This window comes from Streptomyces akebiae, from assembly GCF_019599145.1.
GTDB lineage: Bacteria > Actinomycetota > Actinomycetes > Streptomycetales > Streptomycetaceae > Streptomyces > Streptomyces akebiae.
In genome coordinates this window covers 2,973,680-2,990,667 of sequence record NZ_CP080647.1, presented here as the reverse complement: position 1 = coordinate 2,990,667, position 16,988 = coordinate 2,973,680, and the positions used below count along the sequence as shown (strand labels likewise).

The following is a 16,988-nucleotide window of genomic DNA, read 5'->3' as shown; positions in this document are numbered from 1 at the left end:
TGAGCTGCCCTCAATGTTGGCGCCGGAGGTGGTGCCGACATGAGCAAGGCACGAGGCGACGACGCGCGCCGAAGCGATGCACGAGGCGGCGGGAACCGCGGCAGCAACGCCCGGGGCGCGCTCGGCAAGTACGGCGAGGAGCTGGCCGCGCGGCGGCTGGTCGAAGCCGGGATGACGGTCCTGGAGCGCAACTGGCGCGGCGGCAGGACCGGCGAGATCGACATCGTGGCCCGCGACGGGGACGCGCTGGTCGTCTGCGAGGTGAAGACCCGCAGGGCCGGCCCCTTCGGACATCCCATGGCGGCCGTCACGACGACCAAGGCCGAACGGCTGCGCGGCCTCGCCGAACGCTGGCTCCAGGAGCATGGAGGGAGCCCACCGGGCGGCGTCCGCATCGACCTCGTCGGTGTCGTCCTCCCCGACCGCGGGGCCCCCGTCGTGGAGCACGTGCGGGGGGTGGCCTGATGGGATTCGCCCGCACGTGCTCCGTGGCCCTCGTCGGCGTCGAGGGAGTCGTCGTCGAGGTCCAGGCCGATCTGGAACCGGGCGTGGCGGCCTTCACGCTGGTAGGACTGCCGGACAAGAGCCTGACGGAGAGCAAGGACCGGGTCAGGGCGGCCGTGGTCAACTCGGGCGCCGAATGGCCGCAGAAGAAGTTGACGGTGGGGCTCAGCCCGGCGTCGGTACCCAAGGCCGGCAGTGGCTTCGACCTGGCGGTGGCCTGCGCGGTACTGGGGGCCTCCGAGCGGATCGATCCGCGGGCGCTCTCCGACATTGTGATGATCGGAGAGCTGGGGCTCGACGGCCGGGTCCGGCCGGTGCGGGGCATCCTGCCCGCCGTGCTGGCCGCCGCCGAGGCCGGATACGAGCAGGTGGTGGTGCCGGAGTGCGCGGCGGCGGAGGCCTCGCTGGTGCCTGGTGTCTCGGTACTGGGGGTGCGTACCCTGCGGCAACTGATCGCCGTGCTCGCGGACGAACCCGTGCCGGACGAGGAGCCCGACGAGGGACGCCCGGACCCGCTCATGGCGGGACTTCGCCTGCCGGGCGCGGGGGCGGCCACGGGCGTGCACACGGCAGGAGCCGCGCAACAGGACCATGGCCATGATCTCGCCGATGTCGTCGGTCAGCTCGCGGCCCGCACCGCGGTGGAGGTCGCCGCAGCCGGTGGACACCACCTCTTCCTCGAAGGGCCGCCCGGGGCGGGCAAGACGATGCTCGCCGAGCGGCTGCCGGCCATCCTGCCGAAGCTGGCCAGGGAGGAGTCGCTGGAGGTCACGGCGGTCCACTCGATCGCCGGTCTGCTGCCTGCCGGCAAGCCACTGGTGGACGACGCGCCCTACTGCGCCCCCCACCACTCGGCCACGATGCAGTCCCTGGTCGGCGGCGGGCAGGGCATCGCACGCCCCGGAGCGGTCTCTCTCGCCCACCGCGGGGTGCTCTTCCTCGACGAGACCCCTGAGTTCAGCAGCCATGCCCTGGACGCCCTGCGGCAGCCGCTGGAAGCGGGTCACGTGGTGATCGCGCGCAGTGCGGGAGTGGTCCGGTTCCCGGCGAAGTTCCTGATGGTCCTCGCCGCCAATCCCTGCCCCTGTGGCCGGTTCTCGCGGACGGACGACCTGTGCGAGTGCCCGTCCGCGGCGATCCGCCGCTATCAGGCCCGGCTCTCCGGGCCGCTGCTGGACAGGGTCGACCTGCGGGTCGAGGTCGACCGGGTCACCCGGACCGAACTCACCGGGCGCGGGGCCCGGGGCGAGTCCACGGCGACGGTGGCCGACCGGGTGCGCTCGGCGAGGGAACGAGCGGCCGAACGGCTGCTCGGCACACCTTGGCGGACGAACAGCGAAGTACCGGGGCGCGAACTGCGCAGCCGGTGGCATGCGGCCCCAGGCGCTATGGACGAGGCCGAGCGCTGCCTGGAGCGGGGTGGACTGACCGCGCGCGGACTGGACCGGGTGCTCCGGGTCGCCTGGACCATCGCCGACCTCGTCGGCCATGACCGCCCTGACGCGACGGACGTCAGCCTGGCTCTGCAACTGCGCACCGGAGTCCCGCGTGGGGTGCCGATGGCGATCGGCGCGCTGACGTGAGGCCCGAGGCGTGTGGTTCACGGGTGGGCGTGCCATGACGGGCGGCGGAGGGGCGCCGGACGGCGAGCGGCTCGACCGGGCCTTCCTGGCCCGTGTCCTCGAACCCGGCGACGAACTCGGCGGGCGATGGCTGCGGGAGTTCGGGGCCCGGGAAGTGGTGCGGAGGGTCTCCGGGGGCGGGCCACCGCTGCCACAGGCCTCCGAGAAGCGGTGGGCGGGTCTCCGTGCCCGAGCCGGACGGGCCGATCCCGCAGGCGACCTGGCACAGGCGCGGGACGCCGGAGTCCGGTTCCTCATCCCCGGTGACGGGGAGTGGCCCCGGCAGCTCGACGACCTCGGGGACGCGCGGCCGGTGGGGCTGTGGGTGCGGGGGGCCGCGAATGTACGGATGTGGGCGTTGCGGTCGGTGGCCGTCGTGGGGGCGCGGGCCTGCACGGAGTACGGGGCGCACATGGCGTCGGCGCTGGGCGCGGGACTGGCCGAGCGGGGGTGGGTGGTGGTGTCCGGGGGCGCGTACGGCGTGGACGGCGCCGCGCACCGGGGCGTGCTCGGGGCCGGCGGCGCGACCGTCGCCGTGCTCGCCTGCGGAGTGGACCGGCCGTATCCCCGGGGGCATGTCCAGCTGATCAGCAGGATCGCGGAACAGGGTCTGGTGGTGGGCGAGTTGCCGCCGGGGGAGCACCCGACGCCGAGCCGGTTCATTCTGCGCAACCGGGTCATCGCCGCGCTCACCAGGGGAACCGTGGTCGTGGAGGCGGCCTACCGCAGCGGTGCACTGGTCACGGCGCGGGCGGCGCAGCGGCTGGGCCGGTTCACCATGGGGGTGCCGGGACCCGCCACCTCGGCGCTCTCGGCCGGCGTGCACGACCTGCTGCGGGGCGGCGCCGTCCTCGTGTCCGACGCCGCCGAAGTCGTCGAGCTGGTGGGTGACATGGGAGAGCTGGCGCCCGACCGCCGAGGCCCCGTTCTCCCCCGTGACCTGCTGGAACCCGGAGCGCGGCAGGTGCTGGCCGCCTTGCCGGGGCAGGGGAGCGCGGCCCCCGACGACATCGCCCGCGGCGCGGGGACGACCGTGGACGACGCGGTCGGGAGACTGTACGAACTGCGCGCACTCGGTTACGTCGAACGACACGGCGACGGCTGGAAGTTGACACGCCAGGCGATGATCTCCGTCTCGCCCGATCGGAGGTCGGGTTGACGGAGCGTGTTCGGCCGTCCGGGGGAACGCCGACGGCCTTGCGGTTTCCGGCAGTTGGTGCACCGGAGAGTCCGCGCACCGCGATTGTCGTGACCCGGCGGGGCGTCCAGCGGAACGTATCTGCGCACCGGCGATCCCTCGGCCTTCGCGCACTGCGACTCTCCAGTCACGCTACGCTCACGAGGATTCCGACTCAGGACAGGCAACTCGACATCAGACCGACAGCTCACCCAGGCACTCCCAGTTCACGGCAGAACGGCACAAGGCGACGAATGCCCCAGCACACCTCCGGGTCTGACCGGGCGGCGGTACCCTCCGCCGTTCGCGGCACCGTGCGCCCACCCGCCCCCTCGACACTCGACGAGCTGTGGCGGACGTACAAGACGACGGGCGACGACCGGCTGCGCGAGCAGCTGATCCTGCACTATTCACCGCTGGTGAAGTACGTGGCGGGCCGGGTGAGCGTCGGCCTGCCGGCCAACGTCGAGCAGGCGGACTTCGTCTCCTCCGGGGTCTTCGGGCTCATCGACGCGATCGAGAAGTTCGACATCGACCGGGAGATCAAGTTCGAGACGTACGCGATCACCCGGATCCGGGGCGCCATGATCGACGAACTGCGCGCGCTGGACTGGATCCCCCGGTCGGTGCGGCAGAAGGCCCGCAATGTCGAGCGGGCCTACGCCACGCTGGAGTCACGGCTCAGACGCACCCCGAGCGAAGGCGAGGTCGCCGCAGAGATGGGCATCGCGGTCGACGAACTCCACTCGGTCTTCAGTCAGTTGTCGCTGGCCAACGTGGTGGCGCTGGAGGAGCTGCTGCATGTCGGGGGCGAGGGCGGCGACCGGCTGAGCCTGATGGACACGCTGGAGGACACCGCCGCGGACAATCCGGTCGAGGTCGCCGAGGACCGGGAGCTGCGCCGTTTCCTGGCGCGGGCCATCAACACGCTGCCTGAGCGGGAGAAGACCGTCGTCACGCTCTACTACTACGAGGGGCTCACCCTCGCGGAGATCGGGAACGTGCTGGGGGTCACCGAGAGCCGGGTGAGTCAGATCCACACGAAATCGGTGCTGCAGCTGCGGGCGAAGCTGGCGAGTTTCGGCCGTTGACCGCTCGGATCCGGCCGGATGTCGACAGGCGGCCGGAGGGCAGGGGCGGGTGCGGGCCGCGGGGGCTCCGGACGGCCTTCGGCGAGGGCTCGTCGGGGAAGGCACTCCCGTGGGTGGCGGTCCGTCCGTAAAGTGGATGACGTGCCAAGGATTCGAGCGGCCTCCGTGGCCGAGCACCGGTCGATGCAGCGAGCCGCCCTGCTGGACGCGGCTCGCTCGCTGTTGTCCGAGGGTGGGACGGAGGCGTTGACGTTCCCCGCCCTCGCCGAGCGCACGGGGCTGGCGCGGTCGTCCGTGTACGAGTACTTCCGGTCGCGGGCCGCCGTCGTCGAGGAGCTGTGCGAGGTCGACTTTCCCGTGTGGGCGGCTGAGGTCGAGGCGGCGATGGCCGCGGTCGAGCGGCCCGAGGGCAAGGTCGAGGCGTACGTCCGCAAGCAGTTGGAGCTGGTCGGGGACCGGCGGCATCGGGCCGTGGTGGCGATCTCGGCGAGTGAGTTGGACGCCGGCGCGCGGGAGAACATCCGGGCAGCGCACGGTGGGCTCGTCGCGATGATCGTGGAGGCTCTGGCGGACCTCGGGCAGGCGGAACCCCGGTTGGGGGCGATGCTGTTGCAGGGGGTCGTGGACGCGGCTGTGCGGCGTATCGAGCTGGCGGCGGCCGAGGACCCCTCCGCGATCGCTGAGGCGGCTGTGGCCATGGCGCTGCGGGGTGTGCGGGGCTGAGGCCGCGATGGCCGGCGTCGGGGCCGCGCCTCGTGGAGGGTGCCCAGGGCGCCGACCTGCGACGGCGTGGCTACTCGGGCACCGGCAGTAGACGTGACGGGCCCTTTCGTAGCAGCCAGGGCGGTAGCAGCGTGAGTGGGTCCAGGTAGGTGTCCCCTCTGCGCAGGCCCCAGTGGAGGCATGCTGTCGGGCAGTGCGAAGGGGCGGCCTCCAGGGTGCCCAGGGGGGTGCCCGCCGTCACCTCGGCGCCCTTCTTCACCGAAGTCCGGACCGGTTCGTAGGTCGTGCGCAGGGGCGGGTCGCCGGTGCCGGTCAGTTCGACCGAGATGACTCCGCGGCCCGCCACCCGGCCCGCGAACGAGACGCGGCCAGGGGCCACCGCGCGGACCGGGGAACCGGGCTGCGCGGCGAGATCGACGCCTCGGTGACCTCGGGCGTAGGGGGTCGGCGGGGGCTGCCAGGCCCGTGTCACCAGGGGCCGCAGGCCGACGGGCCAGGCGCGGGCCACGGCGGGGACGGGCCCCTCGGCGGCCGGCGGCGCCGGGGCGGCGTCCTGTCCCGGGGCCGCGCGGGGTGCCGTGGTCCAGGCCGTGAGCAGGAGCGCCGACATCAGGCACAGCAGCAGGGTCGGCCACGTGCGGGTACGTCGTGCGGGTGTGTGCCCGTTGGGCATTTCGTCGGACATGGGGAAAGCGTCCCGGGAGTGGCGCGATCATGGCCGGGATCTGTGGAGTACTCGTCGGTTGTGGATATCGGCGTCACCCGGGGCCTCGTGGGTCCCGTACACTTCTGGTGGCGATCCGGGTCACCGGGTCGACTTCGCACGCCCCGGTACGAGGTCCGTCAGATTCGTCGGACGGTCCGTATCAGCGCCCCTCGGTCCTTCGTGGCAACGGCGCATCGCGGGCGTCAGGCGCGGGAGCCGTCCGGTTCTCGCGGCACAACCGAGAAACACAAGGAGAACGGCCATGGCCGTCGTCACGATGCGGGAGCTGCTGGAGAGCGGCGTCCACTTCGGTCACCAGACCCGTCGCTGGAACCCGAAGATGAAGCGCTTCATCTTCACCGAGCGCAACGGCATCTACATCATCGACCTGCTCCAGTCGCTGTCGTACATCGACCGCGCCTACGAGTTCGTCAAGGAGACCGTCGCCCACGGCGGCACGGTCATGTTCGTCGGCACGAAGAAGCAGGCGCAGGAGGCCATCGCCGAGCAGGCCACCCGCGTCGGCATGCCCTACGTCAACCAGCGCTGGCTGGGCGGCATGCTCACCAACTTCTCGACCGTCTACAAGCGTCTGCAGCGCCTCAAGGAGCTCGAGCAGATCGACTTCGAGGACGTCGCCGCGTCGGGTCTCACCAAGAAGGAGCTTCTCGTGCTCTCGCGCGAGAAGGCCAAGCTGGAGAAGACCCTCGGTGGTATCCGCGAGATGCAGAAGGTGCCCAGCGCCGTCTGGATCGTGGACACCAAGAAGGAGCACATCGCGGTCGGCGAGGCCCGGAAGCTCAACATCCCGGTCGTCGCCATCCTCGACACCAACTGCGACCCCGACGAGGTCGACTACAAGATCCCCGGCAACGATGACGCGATCCGCTCCGTCACGCTGCTCACCCGTGTGATCGCCGACGCGGTCGCCGAGGGCCTCATCTCCCGCTCGCGTGTCGCCACCGAGGGCAAGGGCGACAAGGCCGCGGGCGAGCCGCTGGCCGCGTGGGAGCGCGACCTGCTCGAGGGCGAGAAGAAGGCCGACGAGGCTCCGGCCGCCGCTGAGGCTCCGGCTGCCGCCGAGGCCCCTGCCGAGGCTCCTGCCGACGCCCCCGCTGAGGCTCCGGCCGAGGCCCCCGCCGCCGAGGCTCCGGCCGCGGACGCCGAGCAGGCCTGACCTTCACGGTCGTAGGGCTGTCGACATGACGGCGGGTGGCGCCGAGCGCGCCACCCGCCGTTCACCCACAGCCCGTAGATCTTCGGCGGGCGCCCGCCCTACGAGCGGCGGCGGACGCCGACTTCGAGACTTCGAACTCCGAGAAGAGATTCACAGATCATGGCGAACTACACCGCCGCCGACGTCAAGAAGCTCCGCGAGCTCACCGGCGCCGGCATGATGGACTGCAAGAAGGCGCTGGACGAGGCCGAGGGCAACGTCGACAAGGCCGTCGAGGCCCTGCGCATCAAGGGCCAGAAGGGCGTCGCCAAGCGCGAGGGCCGCTCCGCCGAGAACGGCGCCGTGGTCTCCATCATCGCCGACGACAACACCTCCGGTGTCCTCGTCGAGCTGAAGTGCGAGACGGACTTCGTCGCCAAGGGCGAGAAGTTCCAGGCCGCCGCGAACGCCATCGCCGCGCACGTCGCCGCGACCTCCCCGGCCGACCTCGACGCCCTGCTCGCCTCCGAGATCGAGGCCGGCAAGACCGTCCAGGCGTACGTCGACGAGGCCAACGCCAACCTCGGCGAGAAGATCGTTCTCGACCGCTTCGCCCAGTTCGCCGACGGCTTCGTCTTCGCCTACATGCACCGCACCATGCCCGACCTGCCCCCGCAGATCGGTGTCCTGGTCGAGCTGGACAAGGCCGACGCCGACCTCGCCAAGGGTGTCGCCCAGCACATCGCCGCCTTCGCGCCGAAGTACCTCTCCAAGGAGGACGTGCCGGCCGAGGTCGTCGAGTCCGAGCGCCGCGTCGCCGAGGAGACCACCCGCGCCGAGGGCAAGCCCGAGGCCGCCCTGCCGAAGATCGTCGAGGGTCGCCTCAACGGCTTCTTCAAGGACGCCACGCTGCTCGGCCAGCCCTACGCGCTGGACAACAAGAAGTCGGTCCAGAAGGTCCTGGACGAGGCCGGTGTCACCCTGAAGCGCTTCACGCGTATCAAGGTCGGCATCTGAGTCCGTCACGCGACCAGCGCCCGGCCCCGATAGGGTCGAGTGCAGTCGTTCGCGTACGCCGCCCCGTGCGCGCGTGACGCGATACGGACGACAGCAGATCTGACGAGGAGGCCATTGCCGCGCATGGGATGCGAACACCACCCCACCGGCAATGGCCTTCTTCGTATGTGCGACACGTAAAGAGGCGAGATCCCCATGACCACCAAGCCCCAGAAGAGCGACGACGGCAAATTGAGCGGCCGGTTTCTGCTGAAGCTGTCCGGAGAGGCGTTCTCCGGGGGCGGTGGCCTCGGCGTCGACCCCGACGTGGTGCACGCGATCGCCCGGGAGATCGCGGCCGTCGTACGCGACGGCGCGGAGATCGCCGTCGTGATCGGCGGCGGCAACTTCTTCCGCGGCGCCGAACTCCAGCAGCGAGGCATGGACCGGGCCCGCTCCGACTACATGGGCATGCTCGGCACGGTCATGAACTGCCTCGCCCTCCAGGACTTCCTGGAGAAGGAAGGGATCGACAGCCGCGTCCAGACCGCCATCACCATGGGTCAGGTCGCCGAGCCGTACATCCCGCTGCGTGCCGTGCGCCACCTGGAGAAGGGCCGTGTGGTCATCTTCGGCGCCGGTATGGGCATGCCGTACTTCTCCACCGACACCACCGCCGCCCAGCGCGCCCTGGAGATCGACGCCGAGGCGCTGCTGATGGGCAAGAACGGCGTGGACGGGGTCTACGACTCCGACCCCAAGACCAACCCGGACGCGGTCAAGTTCGACTCCCTCGGCTACGGCGAGGTCATCACCCGCGAGCTGAAGGTCGCCGACGCCACCGCGATCACGCTCTGCCGTGACAACAAGCTCCCGATCCTCGTGTTCGAGCTTCTCAAGGAGGGCAATATCGCGCGGGCCGTCAAGGGTGAGAAGATCGGCACTCTCGTGGGTGATCAGGGAAGCCGGGCCTGACCGGGTCCTTCCCCTGCCCGGGGGACGGAGCCTGACCGGGGGATGGACAATGTCCTGCCGGTCGGGAACCGTGCAGGAACAAGACGCGACGCAGCCGGCCGCCGACGTGACCAAGTACAGCTGCCGGGCCTACTCAAGACACGCAGGAGCAAGTGGTGATCGAAGAGACCCTCCTCGAGGCCGAGGAGAAGATGGAGAAGGCCGTCGTGGTCGCCAAGGACGACTTCGCCGCGATCCGCACCGGTCGTGCGCACCCGGCGATGTTCAACAAGATCGTGGCTGACTACTACGGCGCGCTGACGCCGATCAACCAGCTCGCCTCGTTCTCGGTGCCGGAGCCGCGCATGGCCGTGGTGACCCCGTTCGACAAGACCGCCCTGCGCAACATCGAGCAGGCGATCCGCGACTCCGACCTCGGCGTCAACCCGAGCAACGACGGCAACATCATCCGGGTGGTGTTCCCCGAGCTGACCGAGGAGCGCCGCCGCGACTACATCAAGGTCGCCAAGAGCAAGGCGGAGGACTCCAAGGTGTCCATCCGCTCGGTCCGTCGCAAGGCCAAGGACGCGATCGACAAGCTCGTCAAGGACGGCGAGGTCGGCGAGGACGAGGGCCGCCGTGCGGAGAAGGAGCTCGACGACACCACCGCGAAGTACGTCGCCCAGGTGGACGAGCTGCTCAAGCACAAGGAAGCGGAGCTCCTCGAGGTCTGATGAACGACTCTTCCTGGGGGGCGCCGCCACAAGCCGGGTACTGGGCGCCGACCGACCGGGGACCTGTCCAGGGGCATGCCCCGGCGGGTCCCACGTACGATGCGCCTGAGGCCCAGCAGACTCGCCCCATGCCCATCGTGCCCGACGTACCCGCGCATGGCGGGAACCAGGACGACGACCGGGGGGCCGCTCGGCAGGCCGGTCCCCCGTTCGGTGACGAGACGCCGTCGGCGCGGCCCCACGGGGCGGCGCCGCAGAAGCCGGAGCCCATGCCCGACGCCCCGCAGCCCGCCCCGCAGAAGAAGAGCGCGGGCCGTGACCTGGGCGCCGCCATAGGGGTCGGCGTCGCGCTCGGCGTGGTCATCGTCGCGTCGCTGTTCATCGTCAAGGCCGCGTTCGTCGGCGTGATAGCAGTCGCCGTCGTCGTCGGTCTGTGGGAGCTCACCTCGCGCCTGCAGGAACGCAAGGGCATCAAGGCGCCCCTCGTGCCGCTCGCGGTCGGCGGGGCCGCCATGGTCGTCGCCGGGTACGTCCGCGGGCCCGAGGGCGCGTGGGTGGCCATGGCGCTCACCGCGCTCGCCGTTCTCGTCTGGCGGATGACCGAACCGCCGGAGAACTACCTGAAGGACGTCACGGCGGGGGTCTTCGCGGCCTTCTACGTGCCGTTCCTGGCCACGTTCGTCGCGCTCATGCTCACCGCCGACGACGGGCCGCAGCGGGTCCTGGTGTTCCTGGTGCTGACCGTCGTCAGCGACACGGGCGCGTACGCCGTCGGCTGGCGGTTCGGCACGCACAAGCTCGCGCCCCGCATCAGCCCCGGCAAGACCCGCGAGGGGCTGCTCGGCGCGATCGCCTTCGCCATGGTCGCGGGCGCGCTGCTCATGGAGTTCGTCATCGACGACGGGGCCTGGTGGCAGGGCCTGCTCCTCGGTCTCGCCGTCGCGGCCAGTGCCACGCTGGGCGACCTCGGCGAGTCCATGATCAAGCGGGACCTCGGTATCAAGGACATGGGCACGCTCCTGCCGGGCCACGGCGGCATCATGGACCGCCTGGACTCCCTCCTCCCGACCGCCCCGGTGGTCTGGCTCCTGCTGGTGCTGTTCGTGGGCTCGGGCTGACCGGTCGGTCGCGCCTGTCGAAGTGAGTGGGCCCCCATCCTGTTCTTCAGGGCGGGGGCCCACTGCCATGACCCTCTCGGGAGATCGAGACAGGTCGATGGAGTTCGCGTCCATGGGTGCCGATGGTGCGAGACGCTCATCGACCAGGCGGGCCGGCGCAAGCCGCGGCTGTACTGCGGTATGCCCATCGCTGGAAGAACCACGGGGCGTGGGTCGTGGGCGTGGTCGGCGGGATCTTCTGATATGCCCTGCACCTGGAGACCTGGCAGGCGCCAGGCACGCATAGGCCCCCTACTTGCGCATTTGGCGCCGATACGGGGCCTGTTTCGGGTTGCTGGGCCGTCTCTGGGCCGTCAGTACAGCTCGTTGATGTCTATCAAGAGGTCTTGTATGGCTTCCCCCCGGAGCGCGCGGACGGCGTCCCAAGTGAGGGGCACGCGGTCTGCCACGCTTACGAACTTCTCTCGGAAAGGCTCCTGAAGGGCTCGTATCTGCTCCTGTAGTTGTTTCCTCCTCGAACAGCCGGGTGACGTGGGCGTCGTTGAGGCAGCCACACCTGCCGTGAGTGGACTGTGCTCACTGCGCGTGGTGGCCACGGTCGGTGGTGGCGGCGGTCCAGCAATGGCCCGGGTGCGGGCAGGCGCAGGGTCCCGCGGCTCCCGCCGTCGCACCAGGAAGCCCGTGCCTGCCCGCTCAGCGGCGTCGAGGCTCCGTGCGGGCTCAGGGGCGAACCGATCGGCGTAGCGACCGTTTGAGGCGGAGTGAGGGGGCTTGCATGCGGCCTTTGCCTCGTCCCGAGCGAGTGAGGTGAGGCGGTGGGCCGGGCTGTCAGGGATGGCATGGCGTGCGTCTCCGTCGGCTTGCTCACCAGGAGAGACGATGTTGCTGAGACTGAGCGTCTGGGCCGTGTCCGGGCCGTCCCAGGGGGATCCGCGACAACCAGAGACGACCAATGACGACATCGCGGCTGGCTCGCAGCCCAGGTCACCCGATTCGATCTGCGACACTGGGAGGGTTATGCCTGCACCCGGAGAACTCACATTCGTCGCCCCCCGCGGAGCCAAGAAGCCGCCGCGGCATCTTGCTGATCTTTCGCCTGTGGAGCGGAAGGAGGCTGTGGCCGCGATCGGGGAGAAGCCGTTTCGCGCCAAGCAGCTCTCGCAGCACTACTTCGCGCGGTACGCGCACGACCCGGAGCAGTGGACCGACATCCCCGCGGGTGCGCGGGCGAAGCTCCAGGAGGCGCTGCTTCCCGAGCTGATGACGGTCGTGCGGCATCTGTCGACCGACCAGGAGACCACGCGCAAGACGCTGTGGCGGCTGTTCGACGGGACGCTCGTCGAGTCGGTGCTGATGCGGTACCCGGACCGGGTCACCATGTGCATCAGCTCGCAGGCCGGCTGCGGGATGAACTGCCCGTTCTGTGCCACCGGGCAGGCCGGGCTCGACCGGAACCTGTCCACCGCCGAGATCGTCCATCAGATCGTCGACGGGATGCGGGCGCTGCGGGACGGGGAGATTCCCGGCGGGCCCGCGCGGCTCTCCAACATCGTCTTCATGGGGATGGGCGAGCCGCTCGCCAACTACAACCGGGTCGTCGGGGCCATTCGCCGGCTCACCGATCCGGAGCCGGACGGACTGGGGCTGTCGCAGCGCGGGATCACCGTGTCGACGGTCGGGCTGGTGCCCGCCATCCACCGGTTCGCCGACGAGGGGTTCAAGTGCCGGCTCGCCATCTCCCTGCACGCCCCGGACGACGAGCTGCGTGACACGCTCGTCCCCGTGAACACCCGGTGGCAGGTGCGCGAGGTCCTGGACGCCGGGTGGGAGTACGCGGCCAGGTCCGGGCGCCGGCTGTCCATCGAGTACGCGCTGATCCGGGACATCAACGACCAGGCGTGGCGCGGCGACCGGCTGGGCCGGCTGCTCAAGGGCAAGCCGGTGCATGTGAACCTGATTCCGCTGAACCCGACTCCGGGCTCCAAGTGGACCGCCTCCCGGCCCGAGGACGAGAAGGCGTTCGTCGAGGCCATCGCCGCCCATGGTGTGCCGGTGACCATCCGGGACACCCGGGGGCAGGAGATCGACGGGGCGTGCGGTCAGCTCGCGGCGACCGAGAGGTAGTCTGAGACCCGTACGTACATATTCATATTCCGACAGGGGAGCGCCACAGCGCTGAGAGTGCGGCATCCGGGCCGCAGACCCTCTGAACCTCGCCCAGGTCATTCTGGGTAGGAAGTTCGGTCATCACTCAAGCTGTTGCGCCCTGCCCGGGAGCCTTCGATGCGACGAAGGGCCCGGGCGGGGCCGCGTCTCTTCCTGGTCACTTCCAGGAGGAATGAAATCCAGTGGGCATCACCAGGAGAGCAACGGTTCTCGTCGTCGGCCTCGGGCTCGTCACGTTGTCCGCGTGCGGCTCGTCCTCGGACGACACCGGCTCCGGCGGATCCAAGACAGTCACCCTCGTCAGCCACGGCTCCTTCGCCTACTCCAAGGACGTGCTGAAGGCGTTCGAGAAGGAGTCCGGGTACAAGGTCAAGGTCCTCAAGAGCGGGGACGCGGGGCAGGCCGTCAACCAGGCGATCCTGACCAAGGACAACCCGCAGGGCGACGTCTTCTTCGGCGTCGACAACACCCTGCTCTCGCGCGCGCTCGACAACGGCCTCTTCCAGCCGTACGAGGCGAAGGGGCTCGACAAGGTCGGTGCCGAGTACCAGTTGGACAAGGACGAGCACCGGGTCACGCCCATCGACTCCGGTGACATCTGCGTCAACTACGACAAGGCCTACTTCAGCGAGAAGAAGATCGAGCCGCCGCAGTCGTTCGACGATCTGATCAAGCCCGAGTACAAGGACCTGCTGGTCACCGAGAACGCCTCCACCTCCTCGCCGGGGCTCGGCTTCGTCCTCGGCACGGCCGCGAAGTACGGCGATGGGGGCACCTCCCGCTCGAGCGAAGCCGGGAGTGGGGGAGGCTGGGAGGGCTACTGGGAGAAGCTCAAGGCCAATGGCGTGAAGGTCGTCGACGGCTGGGAGCAGGCGTACTACCAGGAGTTCTCCGGGTCGACGGACGGCAAGAAGGCAGGCGGCGACCGGCCGCTCGTCGTGTCGTACGCCTCCTCGCCGCCCGCCGAGGTCGTCTACGCGGACCCGCGTCCGAAGACCGCGCCGACCGGGGTCGCCGAGGGCACCTGCTTCCGGCAGATCGAGTTCGCGGGGCTGCTGAGCAACGCGAAGAACGCCGAGGGCGGCAAGGCGCTGATCGACTTCCTGATCTCGAAGCGGTTCCAGGAGGACATGCCGCTCAACATGTTCGTGTACCCGGTGGTCGAGGGGGTGTCCGTACCCGCCGAGTTCACCGAGTACGGGCCCGCGGCGAAGGACCCCGAGACCATGGCGCCGGAGAAGATCGCCGAGAACCGTGACCAGTGGGTCAAGTCGTGGACCTCACTCGTACTGAAGTAACCGAGTCAGCCGAGCCTGCCGCGCCGGACGAGCCCGTCGTGGCCGCGCCGCCTCGACCTCGCCGACCGGGTTCCGGTCGGCCGGGGGGCGCGGCGCGGCTCGGGCTCATGGCGCTGCCCGTCGCGTTCTTCGGGGTGTTCTTCGCCTATCCCGTCACGGCGATCGTCGCCCGGGGGCTGAAGGCAGGCGGGAGCTGGGACCTCGGGCGGATCGGGGAGGTGCTGGGGGACCCGGGGATCCGGCACGTGCTGTGGTTCACCACCTGGCAGGCGCTCGTCTCGACCGCGCTCACGCTGGTGATCGCGCTCCCCGGCGCGTATGTGTTCGCGCGCTTCGATTTCAAGGGCAAGGATTTTCTGCGGGCGGTCGTGACCGTGCCGTTCGTCCTGCCCACCGTGGTCGTCGGGACGGCGTTCCTGGCACTGGTCGGGCGCGGCGGGCTCTTCGACGAGCTGTGGGGCGTACGGCTGGATACGACGGTCTGGGCGATTCTCCTCGCTCATGTGTTCTTCAACTACGCGGTCGTCGTGCGGACGGTCGGCGGCCTCTGGGCACAGCTCGATCCCCGGCAGGAGGAGGCCGCGCGGATGCTCGGCGCCTCCCCGCTCGCGGCCTGGCGCAAGGTGACCCTCCCGGCGCTCGCGCCCGCCGTGGCCGCCGCCGCGCTGATGGTCTTCCTCTTCACCTTCACCTCGTTCGGGGTCGTGCAGATCCTCGGCGGGCCGACCTTCTCCACGCTCGAAGTCGAGATCTACCGCCAGACCTCGGAGATCTTCGACCTGTCCACCGCCGCCGTACTGACGCTGGTGCAGTTCGTCGCGGTCGGGCTGATCCTCGCCGTGCACGCCGTGACCGTACGGCGGCGGGAGACCGCCCTGCGCCTGGTGGACGCCTCGCTCACCGCCCGCCCACCGCGCGGGGCCGGGCAGTGGGCACTGTTGGGCACGGTCCTGGCGACCGTCGTCGTGCTGATCCTGCTGCCGTTGGGCGTGCTGGTGGAGCGGTCGTTCGACGTGCCCGGCCTCGGCTCCTACAGGGCGCTGACCAGTGACGAGAGCGGGATCTTCCTGGTCGCGCCGATCGAGGCGATCGGGAACTCGCTCCGCTACGCGGCTGCCGCGACCGCCATCGCCCTGCTCGTCGGCGGACTCGCCGCCGCCGCGCTCACCCGGCGGGCGGGCCGCCTCGTGCGGGGCTTCGACGCGCTGCTGATGCTGCCGCTCGGGGTGTCCGCGGTGACCGTCGGCTTCGGGTTCCTGATCGCTCTGGACGAGCCGCCACTGGACCTGCGGTCGTCGTGGATCCTCGTACCGCTCGCGCAGGCCCTGGTCGGTGTTCCCTTCGTCGTGCGGACCATGCTGCCCGTGCTCCGCGCGGTGGACGAACGGCTGCGGGAGGCCGCTGCCGTACTCGGCGCGTCGCCGTGGCGGGTGTGGCGCGAGGTCGATCTGCCCATGGTGCGACGGGCGTCGCTCGTCGCGGCCGGGTTCGCCTTCGCCGTGTCGCTCGGGGAGTTCGGGGCGACCGTGTTCATCGCACGCGCCGACAATCCGACGCTGCCGGTCGCCGTGGCACGGCTGCTCGGACGGCCCGGTGAACTCAATTACGGCCAGGCGATGGCCCTTTCGACGATTCTGATGGTGGTGTGCGCGGTGTCCCTGCTGGTGCTGGAACGCCTCCGCACCGATCGCACGGGGGAGTTCTGATGTTGCTCAGGCTTGAGGACGCGACCGTACGGTTCGACGGTCGGCCCGTGCTCGACCGGGTCGACCTGGAGGTCGCCGAGCACGAGATCGTCTGTGTGCTGGGGCCCAGCGGCAGCGGCAAGTCGACGCTGCTGCGGGTGGTGGCCGGGCTCCAACCTCTCGACGGGGGACGGGTGTCGCTCGACGGGGGGGACCAGCGAGGCGTGCCCGCCCACAAGCGCGGTGTCGGCCTGATGTTCCAGGACCACCAGCTCTTCCCCCAGCGCGACGTCGCCGGCAACGTCGCCTTCGGGCCCCGTATGCATGGCGCGGCGAAAGGCGAACGGGCCGCTCGCGTCGAGGAGTTGCTGGAGCTGGTAGGACTGCGTGGGGCCGCGCGCCGGCGCGTCGGGGAGCTGTCCGGCGGTGAGCAGCAGCGGGTGGCGCTGGCCCGGGCCCTCGCGCCTCGCCCCCGACTGCTGATGCTCGACGAGCCCCTCGGCCAGCTGGACCGGTCGCTGCGGGAGCGCTTGGTCGTCGAACTCCGTGCGTTGTTCGGGGAGTTGGGCACGACCGTGCTGGCGGTCACGCATGACCAGGGCGAGGCTTTCGCGCTGGCCGACCGGGTCGTGGTGATGCGTGACGGGCGGATCGCCCAGTCCGGTACGCCCCTTGAGGTGTGGTGTCGGCCGGTGGACGAGTTCGTGGCCCGTTTCCTCGGCTTCGACAACGTGGTCGAGGCGACGGTGACCGGGCAGGCGGCGGACACGGTGTGGGGCAAGGTGCCGGTGCCGGAGGGGTCGCCGCAAGGGGTGTGCGCGCTGCTCGTCCGGCCCGCCGGCGTACGACTGGTGGGCGTGGCCGACGGGCTGCGCTGCACGGTGGCCGCGCGCACCTTCCGGGGCACGCATGTCGCCGTGCACCTTCAGCCGGAGGGCGCCCCGCGTCTTGAGGCGGCGTGCGCGCTACGGGATGCGCCGGAGCCCGGGGACGAGGTCGGCGTGAGCTTCGACGGGAACGAAATCGTCGTGCTGGGAGCCGGTCCCGCCGCATAAGGT

At 70.4% G+C, this 16,988-nt stretch carries 15 protein-coding genes; 14 read left to right on the top strand and 1 reads right to left on the bottom strand.

Annotated features, from left to right (window positions below; translation table 11 throughout):
- The first annotated feature begins 39 nt into the window (after positions 1–39).
- The 5 genes from K1J60_RS12680 to K1J60_RS12660 all read left to right on the top strand — a co-directional run bounded on the left by K1J60_RS12680 (position 40) and on the right by K1J60_RS12660 (position 5,117).
- Complete coding sequence (locus K1J60_RS12680; RefSeq protein WP_220646329.1) at positions 40–465, top strand: YraN family protein; 426 nt, start codon at positions 40–42, stop codon at positions 463–465.
- Positions 465–2,087 carry a YifB family Mg chelatase-like AAA ATPase gene (locus K1J60_RS12675; RefSeq protein WP_220646328.1) on the top strand — a complete coding sequence of 541 codons (1,623 nt, stop codon included), beginning with the start codon at positions 465–467 and terminating at the stop codon, positions 2,085–2,087. The genes K1J60_RS12680 and K1J60_RS12675 overlap by 1 nt, the downstream gene beginning before the upstream one ends.
- Before the next feature lie 34 nt (positions 2,088–2,121).
- Positions 2,122–3,285 carry a DNA-processing protein DprA gene (dprA, locus tag K1J60_RS12670; RefSeq protein ID WP_220646327.1) on the top strand — a complete coding sequence of 388 codons (1,164 nt, stop codon included), beginning with the start codon at positions 2,122–2,124 and terminating at the stop codon, positions 3,283–3,285.
- Positions 3,286–3,557: 272 nt separating this feature from the next.
- Positions 3,558–4,394: an RNA polymerase sigma factor WhiG gene (gene whiG / locus K1J60_RS12665; protein ID WP_220646326.1), complete on the top strand. Its 837-nt coding sequence runs from the start codon at positions 3,558–3,560 to the stop codon at positions 4,392–4,394.
- Positions 4,395–4,559: 165 nt separating this feature from the next.
- Complete coding sequence (locus K1J60_RS12660; RefSeq protein ID WP_220651433.1) at positions 4,560–5,117, top strand: TetR/AcrR family transcriptional regulator; 558 nt, start codon at positions 4,560–4,562, stop codon at positions 5,115–5,117.
- Between the two features lie 70 nt (positions 5,118–5,187).
- Here the strand turns inward: K1J60_RS12660 and K1J60_RS12655 are convergent, their stop codons facing one another.
- Positions 5,188–5,802, bottom strand: a complete 615-nt coding sequence (locus tag K1J60_RS12655) for a M23 family metallopeptidase (RefSeq protein ID WP_220646325.1) — start codon at positions 5,800–5,802, stop codon at positions 5,188–5,190.
- A 283-nt stretch (positions 5,803–6,085) separates the two neighbouring features.
- On the opposite strand from K1J60_RS12655, the gene rpsB reads away from it, so the two are divergent.
- The 9 genes from rpsB to K1J60_RS12610 all read left to right on the top strand — a co-directional run bounded on the left by rpsB (position 6,086) and on the right by K1J60_RS12610 (position 16,985).
- Positions 6,086–7,000, top strand: coding sequence for a 30S ribosomal protein S2 (rpsB, locus tag K1J60_RS12650; RefSeq protein ID WP_220646324.1), 915 nt, complete (start codon positions 6,086–6,088; stop codon positions 6,998–7,000).
- Between the two features lie 159 nt (positions 7,001–7,159).
- Complete coding sequence (gene tsf / locus K1J60_RS12645; RefSeq protein ID WP_220646323.1) at positions 7,160–7,996, top strand: translation elongation factor Ts; 837 nt, start codon at positions 7,160–7,162, stop codon at positions 7,994–7,996.
- Between the two features lie 195 nt (positions 7,997–8,191).
- The gene (gene pyrH, locus K1J60_RS12640) at positions 8,192–8,950 is read left to right on the top strand and encodes a UMP kinase (RefSeq protein WP_045561445.1); all 759 of its coding nucleotides are present in this window, start codon (positions 8,192–8,194) and stop codon (positions 8,948–8,950) included.
- Between the two features lie 155 nt (positions 8,951–9,105).
- Positions 9,106–9,663 carry a ribosome recycling factor gene (frr, locus tag K1J60_RS12635; protein WP_045561444.1) on the top strand — a complete coding sequence of 186 codons (558 nt, stop codon included), beginning with the start codon at positions 9,106–9,108 and terminating at the stop codon, positions 9,661–9,663.
- Positions 9,663–10,781: a phosphatidate cytidylyltransferase gene (locus K1J60_RS12630; protein ID WP_220646322.1), complete on the top strand. Its 1,119-nt coding sequence runs from the start codon at positions 9,663–9,665 to the stop codon at positions 10,779–10,781. The genes frr and K1J60_RS12630 overlap by 1 nt, the downstream gene beginning before the upstream one ends.
- 1,017 nt (positions 10,782–11,798) lie before the next feature.
- A complete protein-coding gene (rlmN, locus tag K1J60_RS12625; protein WP_033526944.1) occupies positions 11,799–12,905 on the top strand; it encodes a 23S rRNA (adenine(2503)-C(2))-methyltransferase RlmN in 1,107 nt (368 codons plus the stop codon).
- A gap of 224 nt (positions 12,906–13,129) precedes the next feature.
- Positions 13,130–14,245: a thiamine ABC transporter substrate-binding protein gene (locus tag K1J60_RS12620; RefSeq protein WP_220646321.1), complete on the top strand. Its 1,116-nt coding sequence runs from the start codon at positions 13,130–13,132 to the stop codon at positions 14,243–14,245.
- Between the two features lie 107 nt (positions 14,246–14,352).
- Positions 14,353–15,951, top strand: coding sequence for an ABC transporter permease (locus K1J60_RS12615; RefSeq protein ID WP_220646320.1), 1,599 nt, complete (start codon positions 14,353–14,355; stop codon positions 15,949–15,951).
- Positions 15,951–16,985, top strand: coding sequence for an ABC transporter ATP-binding protein (locus K1J60_RS12610; RefSeq protein WP_220646319.1), 1,035 nt, complete (start codon positions 15,951–15,953; stop codon positions 16,983–16,985). Before K1J60_RS12615 ends, K1J60_RS12610 begins: the two co-directional genes overlap by 1 nt.
- Positions 16,986–16,988 lie beyond the last annotated feature (3 nt).

What these genes read in the sequence shown, in the direction of transcription:
- K1J60_RS12680 (WP_220646329.1), top strand. Translation starts at nt 40, where the DNA reads ATGAGCAAGGCACGAGGCGACGACGCGCGCCGAAGCGATGCACGAGGC.
- K1J60_RS12675 (WP_220646328.1), top strand. Translation starts at nt 465, where the DNA reads ATGGGATTCGCCCGCACGTGCTCCGTGGCCCTCGTCGGCGTCGAGGGA.
- dprA (WP_220646327.1), top strand. Translation starts at nt 2,122, where the DNA reads ATGACGGGCGGCGGAGGGGCGCCGGACGGCGAGCGGCTCGACCGGGCC.
- whiG (WP_220646326.1), top strand. Translation starts at nt 3,558, where the DNA reads ATGCCCCAGCACACCTCCGGGTCTGACCGGGCGGCGGTACCCTCCGCC.
- K1J60_RS12655 (WP_220646325.1), bottom strand. Translation starts at nt 5,802, where the DNA reads ATGTCCGACGAAATGCCCAACGGGCACACACCCGCACGACGTACCCGC.
- rpsB (WP_220646324.1), top strand. Translation starts at nt 6,086, where the DNA reads ATGGCCGTCGTCACGATGCGGGAGCTGCTGGAGAGCGGCGTCCACTTC.
- tsf (WP_220646323.1), top strand. Translation starts at nt 7,160, where the DNA reads ATGGCGAACTACACCGCCGCCGACGTCAAGAAGCTCCGCGAGCTCACC.
- pyrH (WP_045561445.1), top strand. Translation starts at nt 8,192, where the DNA reads ATGACCACCAAGCCCCAGAAGAGCGACGACGGCAAATTGAGCGGCCGG.
- K1J60_RS12630 (WP_220646322.1), top strand. Translation starts at nt 9,663, where the DNA reads ATGAACGACTCTTCCTGGGGGGCGCCGCCACAAGCCGGGTACTGGGCG.
- rlmN (WP_033526944.1), top strand. Translation starts at nt 11,799, where the DNA reads ATGCCTGCACCCGGAGAACTCACATTCGTCGCCCCCCGCGGAGCCAAG.
- K1J60_RS12615 (WP_220646320.1), top strand. Translation starts at nt 14,353, where the DNA reads ATGGCGCTGCCCGTCGCGTTCTTCGGGGTGTTCTTCGCCTATCCCGTC.
- K1J60_RS12610 (WP_220646319.1), top strand. Translation starts at nt 15,951, where the DNA reads ATGTTGCTCAGGCTTGAGGACGCGACCGTACGGTTCGACGGTCGGCCC.